Source organism: Flavobacteriales bacterium, from assembly GCA_025210295.1.
In the GTDB taxonomy this organism is placed as follows: domain Bacteria; phylum Bacteroidota; class Bacteroidia; order Flavobacteriales_D; family Parvicellaceae; genus S010-51.
In genome coordinates, this window is record JAOASC010000048.1 from 79,783 (window position 1) to 93,141 (window position 13,359).

The following is a 13,359-nucleotide window of genomic DNA, read 5'->3' on the forward strand; positions in this document are numbered from 1 at the left end:
ATCTTGTTGAGCTACCCCTAATAAAGCTGTAGCTGTTAAAACGATAAGGAATATATTTTTTAAATATAACATGTAACTGTTCTTATGTACTTAATAATTTTGTATCAAATCTTGGGGGTAATTTTAGTCTTCTAAATCGATATTAAAATCGATCTTTGCTGAGACTTTAATATCGACATCATATTCTGGAAATATTTTAACATTCTGACCAGAATAAGCATCATTCGTGAGCCCTCTTGTTTTATAGATCAACTTCTTAGCATTTCCATTGATTAGCTTTTTTATTAAGGCTTGAGAAACCGCTACATCAGTAATTGTTCGAGTGGACTGTGTCACTTTTCCATGATTAGGATCTGTTAATGGCAATGTAAAATCAACAATTCCATGCTCAAATACATTTTCTATTCCTCCAGGAACATTAAACAAAGAGTCGATTACTACAAAATTAGTATCTGCAAAATACAGTTGTAAACCTGCATCTACTGGCAATCCATTATCAACTATTATTCTCAATAAAGCTTGCTCCACATCTTCAACAGTTAAGTTAGATGTACTATCTATCCCCAAAGCATCAGCGACATCTAAATCTGTAGTATCGGCTAGAGTAAAATCACGAGCCCATCCAAAAATGGGTAAAACCACCTCTGCTTCACACCAAACTAGCGCATCTCCTAGAACAAAATTATTTGCAAACCCAGATGGATTAGAGGTTGCTGAAGAGGTATACACAATTTCTCCTGGTCCTTCATCTAAAACATCTGATAATGTTGGAGAAGTATTATTATTATCAATAGTATGGTACGTTATCGTGGTGTCGCCAGGGTTATTTGCGCGAGTTATTAAAGGTAAACTGGTTAATCCAGCTCCTCCTAGATTAACATTGGTACTATTATCTGGAGCAAAAACAGCTGAAAATTGTGTTTGAACTTCCAGTCCAGCAGTATTTCCTATCGTTAAATGAATTCTTGGGTCTTCAAAGTGCACTTGCCCCCCAGCTAAATCATCGAACATTGTGATATTAGAGGTATCTTGACTTAAAATATTGGTTACTTGTCCTAGGTATCCCCATATAGCATCAAATGCATTGACATCCAACTGCATATCCAAAACCATTTGTTCTGTACCAGCAATTGGGTTTCCACTACTAGTCACTTGAAAATTAACCGTAACATTAAATGAATTATTGGTCATCCCTCCATTGGTTAAGTCAATTGTATACCCTGCTAAATCAATATTTGCGTTATCCAAAACTGGAGTACTTCCTGCATAATTCACATTTAGCGTTTGTTGTAATGGAGTTCCGTTCAGCATTAAACTAGGGATTGTAAGGTTTACGGTTGCTGAATGCATAAAATCGGAACTTAAATCTATTGTTAAGCTCCCGCTTTGAATAATTACACTATCTAACTGCGCTCCGTTAGCAACATTAAAAGTAATAGCAGACTGTTGGGTATAACTGGTTGTAAAACCAGCTCCCCCACCAACTAATGCTGTTTGATTTGCTACTGGCATGGTATAAGTGGTACTGTAATTCTGTGTAGGAATTTGAATAACATCATTTGCAGATAGTTCAAAAATTCGGTCTCTATAAATGATTTCAAAAAGGTTTGAATTGTCGTTATAAACAAAATTGTTGACATCAAGCTCTCTTTCGATATCTCCTAAGTTTAAATTAGCATAACCAATAGGAAGAGCAAAACTAGGATCCAACACTGGTGCTTTCAGATTTTCTAAAGCAATCTCTTTCTTCTTACACCCTCCTATGATTAAAGAAAGCGTAGTCAATACAAAAACTATTTTTTTCATTGAAGTCTATTTTAAACACGAATATAGTGTATTTCAAACACTTAAGAACTAAACGCTACTTTTTCGTGTATTTTTTTACAGTAAAACTGTGTTTATTTTTTTCGTCCTTAAGGTGGGTTATCAACACTTCTTCCCTCCATTCTTCTCTATCGAATTCTGGGAAAAAAGTATCTCCATCAAAGGTTTCATGAACATGAGTAATGTACATCTGGTCGATCAATTGATGTTCCATAACATATTGATAAATCTGCCCTCCTCCAATTACAAAACATTCTTGTTCTCCTCTATCCTTAGCTTCTTGAAATGCTTTTTCGATAGCGTCTTTAACCACAACTCCCTCTTCAGCATAATTCTTTTGACGTGTTACCACAACGTTCACCCGATCTTTTAAAGGCCTGTATTTAGGCGGTATAGATTCGTAATTTTTTCGACCAGTAACTATACAATGGTTCAAAGTGGTCGATTTGAAGAAAGCCATATCTTTTGGCAAATGCCAAATTAAATCGTTGTCTTTACCGATAACATTATTAGCTGCAACGGCTACAATTAAAGAAACTATCATATTGAAACGGCAGCTTTTATATGTGGATCAGGATCGTAACCTACCAATTCAAAATCCTCAAATTTAAAATCAAAAATACTTTTTACTTCTGGATTGATCTTCATTTCAGGCAATTGTTTAGGCGTTCTTTTCAATTGTATTTTAGCCTGTTCTATGTGATTATTATATAAATGAACATCTCCAAATGTATGTACAAAATCTCCTGGTTCTAATTCGCAAACCTGTGCAATCATCATGGTTAACAATGCATAAGAAGCGATATTAAACGGCACTCCTAAAAAGGTATCTGCACTTCTTTGGTATAACTGACAAGACAATTTCCCATCTGCAACATAAAATTGAAAAAAGGCATGACAAGGTGGCAAAGCAGCTTTTCCGTTTTTAACGTTTTCAGCAAAAGAAACTCCTCCTTGTGGCAACACACTTGGATTCCAAGCTGAAACTAACATTCTTCGACTATTTGGATTATTCTTAATGGTATCAATAACCTCTTGGATTTGATCTAAATCTTCGCTATTCCAATTTCTCCATTGATGTCCATATATAGGTCCCAAATCCCCATTTTCATCTGCCCATTCATCCCAAATACGGACGCCATTTTCTTTTAAATATTGAATATTCGTATCTCCCTTTAAAAACCACAACAACTCATGAATAATTGATTTTAAATGCAGTTTCTTTGTCGTTAACACAGGAAAACCTTCTGATAAATCAAAGCGCATTTGATATCCAAAACAACTGATAGTTCCCGTTCCTGTTCGATCTCCTTTTGCAGTACCATTTTTTAAAATATGGTCTAATAAATCTAAATATTGTTGCATGACTGTTTTTCTATTTTCGAGTGCTAAGGTAACACCATTTTAACAATTATTGAACTTGTTTAAACAAGAGATTTCAACTACCTTTAATAAAAAAATAAATTTCAACAAAATGTTCAAAGTTATACTTAGCCTAATTCTAACCACTTTATTTTTGAACTTCTCTGCACAGCGTATTCGATTTGATTTAATTCAACAAGCGTTAAATGCTCCACAATTTGTAACGCACTACAACCAACAAACTGCATTTAACAAAGACAAACCTCTAACGATATATCTTGACAGTAGTCTCATTTACCAAGAGCAATATACTTTTAACCAAAAGCAATTGGAATACTATGACATTACCGATCCCATTAACAGAATGTCGCCGTCCTATAATTTTATTTTTTCAAAGCTTAGCTTTGGTTCAACGCAAGCCCAAATCGCTTATACATTCTTCCCTAATTGGCTTGTTCAATTCAACGGCACTTCTTACCCTAACTATAACAACACAACAGTAATAAAAGTAGATTGTCAACTGGTCAAAAAAGACAATAAATGGACGATCTCCCAGACTAAAATTACAGATATTTATTTTCCTGATTGGATGTATGAAAAAGGATCTGGATTTGAATATATTAGCAACCACTATATACCTTTAAAACCCTAAAAACATTACTTCCCCTGCTATACAAGACACAAAACTGCATTAAAAATGACCTTTAAATAATAAATCCATTTATATTATGCTTTAATTTGGGATGACTTTTAAGTTTGTTCAACAATAAACTTAATTTGATGAACAATAACATTTTCATATTTTTCTTATCCCTATTATTACTCAACAACAGCTCCTTTGCTGAATCACCTTCAGATTCTACTTTATTAGAATCAGAATTAGAAGAACTTTTATACCTTCAACACTATTACGATAGTATAGAAGCCACGCTTAACTATGAACATGGAGAGATCCTCTTAAAAAATGGAATTGCTAAAATTGTTGTTCCCCAAGGTTTTAAATACTTAAATGGAAAAGATAGCGAGATGATTCTTACCGATATTTGGGGGAATCCTCCTAGTGATTTTCAAGATCGTTCATTAGGGTTATTATTTCCCCAAAATGCTTCTCCTTTTATCGACTCTAGTTATGCCATTAATATTACTTATACAGAAGACGGTTACGTAGATGATGAAGATGCTAAGAACATCGATTACGATGAACTCCTCACTACAATGCAAGAAGATTGTGAAAATGCAAATCCTTATCGTAAAGAGCGTGGGTATGAAGCCATATATTTGATAGGTTGGGCTTCTCCCCCTTTTTACGACGAAAAAAACAAAAAATTACATTGGGCAAAAGAGCTTCAATTTGGAGATTACGAAGAGCACACCTTAAATTACAACATCAGAATCTTAGGAAGAAAAGGTTATTTACAACTTAATGTTATTGGTAACATGAATGTCCTTGAAGAAGTAAAAAGAGAAAATGATGTAATTTTAAGTAGTGTTAATTTTACTGAAGGCAATCAATACGACGACTTTAACCCAGATTATGATAAGGTTGCTGCTTATGGTATTGGGGCTTTAATTGCAGGAAAAGCAATAGCCAAAGTAGGGATTTTTGCTAAGTTAGGTATTCTTTTAGCTAAATTTTGGAAAATTATTGCTGTAGGAGTTGTAGGGTTAATAGCTGGTATTAAAAAGTTTTTTGGCAAAAAAGAAGACTAAAGTTATGCCGCTTATTGGTGGATATTCTACCAAGATTATTTTTAATTCCTAAAATAGTATTTATATTCGGTCTGAACAGTAGAGCTAAAAGACATGAATATCGCCATACTTTCTAGAGACGCCAACATATACTCCACTTATCGATTAATTCAAGAAGGGAGAGAACGCGGACACAAAATGTTTGTAATTGACCATACACAATGCTGTATGGTTGTTGAAAACAACCGTCCAAAAATCTATTTTCAAGATTTAAAAATTAAAGACATAGATGTCGTTATCCCTAGGATTGGAGCCAATGTTACCGATATTGGTGCTGCTGTAATTCATCAATTTGAAAGCATGGGAATTCCCTCTACACTTCCTTCTGCTAGCTTAATAAACTCTAGAAATAAAATTAAGTCATTACAACTATTAGCCAGTCAAAACATTGGAATTCCCAACACCTGTTTTATTAATAAGCTTACCCACTTAAAAACAATTGAAAAAGCGCTGGGAACTCCCCCATGGATAATCAAGATACCTGAGGGAACACAAGGTATAGGTGTAATATTATCTGACACATTAGATGCTGCAGAATCGACTATAGAAGCCCTAACCAAATTAAATTCCAAAGTTATTGTTCAGGAGTTTATTCAAGAAAGTAAAGCCACAGATATTAGAGTATTTATTGTTAACGGTAAAATATTGGGAGCCATGAAACGCTCAGCCAATACAGGGTTTCGTTCGAATTTACACAGAGGCGCAACTGGTGTTCCTGTTTCTCTAACAATTAAAGAACAGCGAATAGCTCTTGAAGCAGTTAAAGCTCTAGGACTCAATATTGCAGGAGTAGACCTTTTACAAAGCAGAAAAGGGCCATTAATTATGGAGGTAAATTCTTCTCCTGGTTTAGAAGGTATAGAACAAAACTCAGTACATAATATTGCTAAAGAGATTATTTTAGCTACCGAAACACTAGTCAAAAACCAATAAAAATCTTTTTTTTTACAAGCTACCCCACTTTTTCTCACAGCTCAATCAAAATAAACACACTTTTTCGACACAACACCCCCTCGCTTTTAATCCTAAAGCAAAATATTTTACATTAAATTAACACTCACCCCCTTGTGTTTTTATATATTTGCAAAAAAACACCATAAAAATGTCAACTAATCGATTTAAAGCTTTAGAAGCTTCTCAAAAGAGACAACCGCAAACAGTAAACTACCCATCGGATAAAATATCTGATTACTTTGGAGAAAATGTTTTTGATATTGGTAAGATGCGTTCTTACTTAACAGAAGCTGCTTATAAAAGTGTAAAAAAAGCTATGTTAGAAGGACATAGAATTGAACGAAACATTGCTGATCAAATTGCAACTGCAATGAAAGATTGGGCCATGTCTAAAAAAGTAACCCACTATACTCACTGGTTCCAACCTCTAACAGGTTCTACCGCTGAAAAACATGATGCTTTCTTTACTCCAACTGAAGAAGGTCGAGCAATAGAACAATTCGAGGGAAAACTATTGATTCAACAAGAGCCTGATGCCTCTTCATTCCCAAATGGAGGTATCCGAAACACTTTTGAAGCTAGAGGATATACAGCATGGGATCCAACGTCACCAGCATTTATTATGGGACGCACCTTGTGTATACCGACTATCTTTATTTCTTATACAGGAGAAGCTTTAGATTATAAAGCTCCTTTGTTAAAAGCTTTAGATGCTATTGACGAAGCCGCTACAGATGTTTGCCAATACTTTGACAAGAACATCTCAAGGGTTCGCGCTACTCTTGGATGGGAACAAGAATATTTTTTAGTTGACACAGCCTTATTTAATGCCAGACCTGATTTAATTTTATCTGGACGAGCATTAGTAGGACACTCTCCTGCAAAAGGACAGCAATTGGACGATCACTACTTTGGATCTATTCCTGAACGAGCAACTGCTTTTATGCAAGATTTTGAGACAGAAGCATACCGATTAGGAATTCCAGTAACGACAAGACACAACGAAGTAGCTCCTAATCAATTTGAATGTGCTCCGATGTTTGAAGAAGCTGATCTAGCAGTTGATCACAACTTATTACTAATGGACTTATTAGAAAAAGTTGCCGCTAGACATCACTTTGAAGTTTTATTACACGAAAAGCCTTTTGCTGGACTCAACGGCTCTGGAAAGCACAACAACTGGTCTTTAGGGACCAATACTGGTGTTAATTTATTACAACCAGGAAAAAATCCAAAAACCAACTTAAGATTTTTAACTTTCTTGGTAAACACCATCAAAGGTATTCATGATTATGCAGATGTATTACGTTCAAGTATCGCTTCTGCATCTAACGATCATAGGCTTGGAGCAAACGAAGCTCCTCCTGCTATCATGTCTGTTTTTATTGGTTCTCAACTTTCTGAGATGCTAGACAAAATCGAGCAATCTATTAAAGCTGGAAAAATGACTCCAGAAGACAAAACAGCATTAAAACTGGATATTGGGAAAATACCTCAATTGATGCTAGACAACACAGACCGTAACAGAACTTCTCCTTTTGCTTTTACAGGAAACAAATTTGAGTTTAGGGCAGTTGGTTCAACTGCGAATTGTTCTCAAGCAATGATAGCTATAAATACTATCATGGCTAAACAATTAAAAGCATTTAAAAAATCTGTTGATGCCAGAATAGCTAAAGGGACGAAAAAGGATGAAGCTATCTTAAAAGAGCTTCAAGACTTAATCAAAGCCTCTAAAAAAATACGCTTTGAGGGGAATGGATATGGTGAGGAATGGGTTAAAGAAGCTGAAAAGCGTGGACTATCTAACCTTAAAGATACACCAAGAGCTTTAACTCCAATGAAAACCAAAGACTATGTTGATTTATTTGAGAGTCAAGGCGTTTTAACTAAACGTGAAATTGAAGCAAGGCATGATATAGAATTGGAAGCATACACCATGAAAATCCAGATTGAGGCACGTATTTTAGGTGACCTTTGTAAAACCTATATTACTCCAGCTGTTATCAGATACCAAACAGAGTTACTAGATAACGTAAAAGGTCTACAAGATGTTTTGGGCGCTAGTGAAGCTAAAAAAGCTGGAAAAGTTCAAATAGAAATCATCAAAGACATCAGCAAACACCTGGAAGTGATTAAAACTGATGTTGATAAAATGGTAGAAGAACGAAAGAAAGCTAACAAAATTGAAGATACTGAAGAAAAAGCTTTCGCATACTGTGATAACGTCAAACCTTTTATTGAAGACATTCGTTACCACACAGACAAGCTAGAGCAATTAGTAGACGACTCTTATTGGCCTCTTCCTAAATTAAGAGAATTGCTGTTTACCAAATAAATAAACCATACTTTTTATACCAAGGCCTTTAGCTTAATAGCTAAAGGCCTTTTTATTTATAAAAAAAGCACAAAACAACATCTAAAACTACCGTTCATACAATAAAAACACAGCTCTCACCCTCCAGAAAACTACAATAGCGAACTTTGTTGCATTAAATCATATTATACCAACAATGAAATTAAAAACTTTACTTTTTTCACTAATGGCTACAACAGCCTTATTTGCTCAAAACTCTAAAAAGATTGAAGTCGGAACAAAAACAACAAATTCAGAGCGACGAGACGCGACTGAGAGAACAACATCTAACACTAGCAAGACATCAATAACCTGGCGTTTTGAAGGTGAAAAATGGAAAATCGCAAAACGCCCAGGTCTTCCTGGAGTTAGTGATTATTTATCAAAATATGAATCTTCCAATCAATACTTAACACAATCAAAAAAACAATTTAAAATAGGACTAATTGGTACAGGAGCGGTTTATACTGGGATAACGATGACTTTTGTTGGTTCATTTATTGAACCTGAATCAAGTACACAAAGCAACAAACCTTCTTTTTTAAACCCTCTAACCATTTCGGGAATCGCTTTAGCTGTTGGGGGCGCAGCTGTTGGAACGATCTTTAAAACGAAAGGCTTGAACACTTTAAAAAAGTCTGCAAAAGCCTATAATGACGAATTATCGAAATCAAGTACCATAAGAAAACAACCAGCTACTTATAGTTGTGCTATTGGATCTAGCACAAGCCTTTTAGGTTTAAGTTTTAATGTCAAATTTTAAGAAGATGAAACACTATTTTTTACCACTCTTCTTTCTTGTTATCGGAAGCACTTTAACTGGACAAGAGACGATTTTAGCAAAATTCACCAATGGTGAAGAAAAAGAAATACAATATTTTGATGATCCATATCGTCTACCAAAATTCGAGGTAGGCTTTAGCCCTTTTACCATTACTTCTATGCCAAGAGTAGTATTCGGTTACAAAATAGAACCTCGATTTAGAGTTAATGAAATCCTAAGCTTTGATGGTCACTTTATTTCAGACTATACTGACGACATGAATGAAATGTCGGGAAGATATGACTTCTCTACCAAAACTTATGATTTTAGCTTAATGGGACATTATACTTTTGCCAACAAAATATCAAAAGAGAACAAAATGATTCCTGTAGGCTACGATTACGCTAGTTCTGGCGATTATGAATCTGGCAATGTTATTTATAAAATTGAATTACCTGTTATTAAAAACACAGCCTATAGAGTTGATGGAGGTTTTGGAAAACTTGCCACTAATGCCCTTTACTCTGAAAGAGATACTCTCTCCAACTATTACGTTGGTGGACCTATACTAGCATCAAGCCTACAAGTTGGTGCAAGCATATTCAAATCGAGAAGCTATCAAGTGATTAGCGACGGTGAACGGTTCTCCTACTTTCGAACAACAACGTTTTACACTTATTTAACTTACGCTTTGGCCAATAAATACAACATATACCGACAAGATGAGATCAAGCAACCTGATGGTGAGACAGCATACACCTATACAGATGTTACCTCAAACATCTCCGACTTAAAGGAAACTAGAGTTGGTTTTAGAATTGGTGTATCACACAGCATAGGAATGCGAAATACAGGTATTGCAGCAACAGTAGGTCTCGTTGCTGGAATAACCCCAACTTTTACCTCCTCTGGCTTTGGATATAACGCCAACAAAACAATGGATCATAAATCAGGCAGCAGTAATACTAGCGGAGCAACTTACTTTGGTTTTAATGTTGGACTTTCTTTTGGTGACAGTCCATGGAGAAAATAATAATTTTCGTTACATTTACTGTTAAAACTTAAATTATGCAAGAGTTATACACCTCCTACGGAGTTGGGATCCTCATCCTAGCCCTACTTATTTACAAGGCAGTCATCATTGTCGATGAAAAGACCTTTTACGTCATTCAACGATTAGGTAAGTTTAACCGAATGGCTGGAGCTGGTTTTGGAATCATTATTCCCTTTATCGATTCTAAAGTTGGAATTCTTAACATGCGAATTCAGCAATTAGATGTTGATATTGAAACCAAGACCCAAGATGATGTTTTTGTTCACCTTAGGGTTTCTGTCCAATACCAAGTAATGCAAGATAAACTTTGGGATGCCTACTATTCTCTAGACAATCCACGCCATCAAATTTCTTCTTACATCTTTGATGATGTTCGAGCGGAAGTTCCTAAAATGGAATTAGATGATGTATTTGCTAAAAAAGATGATATTGCTGATGCGGTTAGAAAAAATCTTTCTGACTCAATGCATGAATATGGATACATCATTGTAAAAGCACTTATTACAGATATTGATCCTGATGCAAACGTAAAAGAATCGATGAATAAGATTAATGCTGCTAAGAGAGAAAAAGAAGCAGCTATTGAGGAAGCTGAAGCTCAAAAAATTAGAGTTGTCAAAGCGGCTGAGGCTGATGCTGAATCTAAACGTTTATCTGGGGAAGGTATTGCTCAACAACGATTAGAAATAGTAAGAGGATTTAAAGATTCTGTAGAAGACTTCCAAAAGACATTGAAAAACATTACTCACGAGGAAGTCATGCAATTTGTATTGTTAACACAGTATTTTGACACCTTAAACAACATCGGTCAAAATGGGAAAAACACCTCTATTTTGGTCCCTCATTCGCCAAGTGCAATGAAAGACTTCCAACAACAAATAGTAGAGGGAACCTTGATTGGAAAAAAGCTACAAGAAGCTTCTGATGACGATGATTAAAAATAAAAAAATGAAACGATTTAACATAACTATTAGTTTAATATTCATTTACAACCTTATTACCTTTTCTCAAACAGACACCATAGTAAGAAAATCTCTTTTTTCTGAAAATAGTGACACAACCGAAGTATTCTTAGTCAATAGAGTACCTAAACCTTTTAAAAATGTTTTTTCATATGACCTACTAGGCATAACATGGGGAGAAAGGAAAATATCTTATGATAGACTTATAACAAAATATTTAGCCATTAACTTTTCTGCAGGATATACGAAAGAAGATTTAATTTACAACATGTCTAATGCAGAATCTATTTATGAATATAGCTATGACTTTTTAGACGGTGAAGCATCCCATAGAGCCACCCTTGGCTATATGTATTCTTTTGGAATAAAAAGATACTTAAAAACTTCATTTTATGGAACATATATCTCTCCAGTAATTAGCATTGCAGAATATAAAGCAAAAGCATACAAACGTCTTAATGGAAGTTACAAAGACGATTATGATTTTACTGATGAATATAATGTTAATAACAGATCAATAACTGATTTTAAAGTTGAGTTAGGGTATATTTACTATTCAGATAAACATTTTTTTTGGAATGCTAATGTAGCTGCAGGTTTAAGAAAAAGCAGAGAACAATTCTTTTCTGAAATTGACACTTACCCGCAAACATATACCTACATACAAAATGATGTTTCAACTCTGCTTCCATTAATAACATTTGGATTTAAAATCGGAATTGCATTTTAATCATTTAATGTCAACTTAGCCCATTTTCGTTTTTTCCCTTTAGCACCCATAATATACAGATTGTCTTCTTTTTGGAAATACGACAATGGCTTATGTCTAATTTTCACTTCATCTACACCAACAATAGGCATTAAATATCGTTTATCTATGTTACCTTCAGCGTCTAATTTAACAGAGTAAACTTTAGAGTCTGGATTATTTGTCGTTTCTTTTGCTTGTTTAATTGTTTTTCCATTATTTTTTTCATTTTCGTTAAAAACAAAATAAAATTCTTGATTTACCAAATCACTTAAAATTGAAAAACTGGACTGATGCTTCTCTATTGTTCTATCCCACAATATTTTACCTTCTTTTGACAACTTAATTACAATTATATTATGCATAGAATTTACGTCCCCATACATACCACCTGTATGTTTCTCACAAGCATAGTCATAACTACTATATGTATGAGGTCTTACGCAAGCTGATAAAATTTGACCTACCACATAGTAACAATCTTTTGTATTGCTAGTAAAAACATTTGTTATATTAAAATCATGAATACCAAATCCATTTTCATATCTTTTTTGCCCTAAATTTTGTACTATAACATCTTTAGATACTTCTTCTGCTTCTTTATTCTCAACATCATGAGTAAACTGGTTAACCCTAAGAAAAAAGAAAAATCTGACTTTAAGAATACTATTGTAAGAATCTACAATCCCTATACCTGATGAATTAGAGGTTGTTCCAAAAAATAATAGATCATCATGTTCTGTATATAGTTCAACTTCGTGTATCTTATTATTGTTAGGAAAATTTAAATCTAATATTTTTGATTTAGACTTTCCTTTATAACAAGAAAATAAGCTAAATCGTTCTTCCATAGAGTAACCTTGATCAACACCTCCATATTGAGTAATAATAAAATGCAAACTATTCCCATTATTTGGCAATACACATTTTTTAACTTTCATAAGTCCTGATTGAATTGGAAATACAGACTCTTTTTTCCACAATTGATTAAGTTTATTATCTGTAACCGCATATTCAAACTTAGGAGATGGAAAGTTTTTTGCATAAACCTTTTTTGTAGAAAAGTTTGTCCTATAAAACACAATTTTTGATTTGTCATCTGAAACAGCATATTTGCACTGAAATGTTATTTCCCCCATAAACTTATAGAGCCCATTAAAAGTAGTTATCAATTTACTGTCTTTTTCACTTATCCCTCCATCATCACTTACAATAAAAGCGATAATTTTTAAGGCCTTACTTTTCTTTTCATAACTGTATGCGAATATATTTAGTTTTTTTTCTATAATTTCAGTTCCAAAATAATAAGTATCCTTGCCTTCTAATTTGGGAAGACTTAATTCTTTAAAAAAAATTAACGAACCTTGCAGGTCATACTTGTTAACAATAACTTTTTTAGGTTGAACAACACTAAGAGAATAAGGACGTACTGTATAGAAGCAGTCAGACGCAGACAGTACCCGTCCTAACATAAAGCTTTTTGTCTCTGACAGCTCACCGAAACTAGATGTAAAGTGGCCTTGAGCCCCTAAATCCATTAACGAAAGAATTAAAATTAAACCTAATAATATCTTTTTCATCTTTTCT

Annotated in this window: 12 protein-coding genes; 8 read left to right on the top strand and 4 right to left on the bottom strand. The window is 34.1% G+C overall.

Features of this window, described 5'->3' with window-relative positions:
- Window positions 1-123 precede the first annotated feature (123 nt).
- From N4A35_16610 to N4A35_16620, 3 genes are read right to left on the bottom strand one after another with little or no spacing between them, the layout of a single operon-like run.
- Window positions 124-1,806 carry a hypothetical protein gene (locus N4A35_16610; protein ID MCT4583034.1) on the bottom strand — a complete coding sequence of 561 codons (1,683 nt, stop codon included), beginning with the start codon at window positions 1,804-1,806 and terminating at the stop codon, window positions 124-126.
- A gap of 55 nt (window positions 1,807-1,861) precedes the next feature.
- Window positions 1,862-2,368, bottom strand: coding sequence for a dihydrofolate reductase (locus tag N4A35_16615; protein ID MCT4583035.1), 507 nt, complete (start codon window positions 2,366-2,368; stop codon window positions 1,862-1,864).
- Window positions 2,365-3,189, bottom strand: a complete 825-nt coding sequence (locus N4A35_16620; protein ID MCT4583036.1) for a thymidylate synthase — start codon at window positions 3,187-3,189, stop codon at window positions 2,365-2,367. The genes N4A35_16615 and N4A35_16620 overlap by 4 nt, the downstream gene beginning before the upstream one ends.
- 109 nt (window positions 3,190-3,298) lie before the next feature.
- Between N4A35_16620 and N4A35_16625 the strand changes: the two genes are divergently transcribed.
- The 8 genes from N4A35_16625 to N4A35_16660 all read left to right on the top strand — a co-directional run bounded on the left by N4A35_16625 (window position 3,299) and on the right by N4A35_16660 (window position 11,754).
- Window positions 3,299-3,838: a hypothetical protein gene (locus N4A35_16625; protein MCT4583037.1), complete on the top strand. Its 540-nt coding sequence runs from the start codon at window positions 3,299-3,301 to the stop codon at window positions 3,836-3,838.
- A gap of 128 nt (window positions 3,839-3,966) precedes the next feature.
- Window positions 3,967-4,896, top strand: a complete 930-nt coding sequence (locus N4A35_16630) for a DUF2167 domain-containing protein (GenBank protein ID MCT4583038.1) — start codon at window positions 3,967-3,969, stop codon at window positions 4,894-4,896.
- Between the two features lie 93 nt (window positions 4,897-4,989).
- Entirely contained in the window at window positions 4,990-5,868 is an 879-nt protein-coding gene (locus tag N4A35_16635; protein MCT4583039.1) for a RimK family alpha-L-glutamate ligase, read from the top strand.
- Between the two features lie 169 nt (window positions 5,869-6,037).
- Window positions 6,038-8,227 carry a glutamine synthetase III gene (locus tag N4A35_16640; protein MCT4583040.1) on the top strand — a complete coding sequence of 730 codons (2,190 nt, stop codon included), beginning with the start codon at window positions 6,038-6,040 and terminating at the stop codon, window positions 8,225-8,227.
- A gap of 175 nt (window positions 8,228-8,402) precedes the next feature.
- On the top strand, window positions 8,403-9,008 hold the full coding sequence (locus tag N4A35_16645; protein ID MCT4583041.1) for a hypothetical protein: 606 nt from the start codon (window positions 8,403-8,405) through the stop codon (window positions 9,006-9,008).
- A 4-nt stretch (window positions 9,009-9,012) separates the two neighbouring features.
- Entirely contained in the window at window positions 9,013-10,041 is a 1,029-nt protein-coding gene (locus N4A35_16650) for a hypothetical protein (GenBank protein ID MCT4583042.1), read from the top strand.
- A gap of 35 nt (window positions 10,042-10,076) precedes the next feature.
- Complete coding sequence (locus tag N4A35_16655) at window positions 10,077-11,000, top strand: SPFH domain-containing protein (protein MCT4583043.1); 924 nt, start codon at window positions 10,077-10,079, stop codon at window positions 10,998-11,000.
- A 10-nt stretch (window positions 11,001-11,010) separates the two neighbouring features.
- The gene (locus tag N4A35_16660; protein MCT4583044.1) at window positions 11,011-11,754 is read left to right on the top strand and encodes a hypothetical protein; all 744 of its coding nucleotides are present in this window, start codon (window positions 11,011-11,013) and stop codon (window positions 11,752-11,754) included.
- Here the strand turns inward: N4A35_16660 and N4A35_16665 are convergent.
- Window positions 11,751-13,352: a hypothetical protein gene (locus N4A35_16665; GenBank protein ID MCT4583045.1), complete on the bottom strand. Its 1,602-nt coding sequence runs from the start codon at window positions 13,350-13,352 to the stop codon at window positions 11,751-11,753. The genes N4A35_16660 and N4A35_16665 overlap by 4 nt on opposite strands.
- Between the last annotated feature and the right edge of the window lie 7 nt (window positions 13,353-13,359).

Excerpts from the sequence above, each read along its gene's own strand:
- N4A35_16610 (MCT4583034.1), bottom strand. The coding sequence starts at position 1,806 with ATGAAAAAAATAGTTTTTGTATTGACTACGCTTTCTTTAATCATAGGA.
- N4A35_16615 (MCT4583035.1), bottom strand. The coding sequence starts at position 2,368 with ATGATAGTTTCTTTAATTGTAGCCGTTGCAGCTAATAATGTTATCGGT.
- N4A35_16620 (MCT4583036.1), bottom strand. The coding sequence starts at position 3,189 with ATGCAACAATATTTAGATTTATTAGACCATATTTTAAAAAATGGTACT.
- N4A35_16625 (MCT4583037.1), top strand. The coding sequence starts at position 3,299 with ATGTTCAAAGTTATACTTAGCCTAATTCTAACCACTTTATTTTTGAAC.
- N4A35_16630 (MCT4583038.1), top strand. The coding sequence starts at position 3,967 with ATGAACAATAACATTTTCATATTTTTCTTATCCCTATTATTACTCAAC.
- N4A35_16635 (MCT4583039.1), top strand. The coding sequence starts at position 4,990 with ATGAATATCGCCATACTTTCTAGAGACGCCAACATATACTCCACTTAT.
- N4A35_16640 (MCT4583040.1), top strand. The coding sequence starts at position 6,038 with ATGTCAACTAATCGATTTAAAGCTTTAGAAGCTTCTCAAAAGAGACAA.
- N4A35_16645 (MCT4583041.1), top strand. The coding sequence starts at position 8,403 with ATGAAATTAAAAACTTTACTTTTTTCACTAATGGCTACAACAGCCTTA.
- N4A35_16650 (MCT4583042.1), top strand. The coding sequence starts at position 9,013 with ATGAAACACTATTTTTTACCACTCTTCTTTCTTGTTATCGGAAGCACT.
- N4A35_16655 (MCT4583043.1), top strand. The coding sequence starts at position 10,077 with ATGCAAGAGTTATACACCTCCTACGGAGTTGGGATCCTCATCCTAGCC.
- N4A35_16660 (MCT4583044.1), top strand. The coding sequence starts at position 11,011 with ATGAAACGATTTAACATAACTATTAGTTTAATATTCATTTACAACCTT.
- N4A35_16665 (MCT4583045.1), bottom strand. The coding sequence starts at position 13,352 with ATGAAAAAGATATTATTAGGTTTAATTTTAATTCTTTCGTTAATGGAT.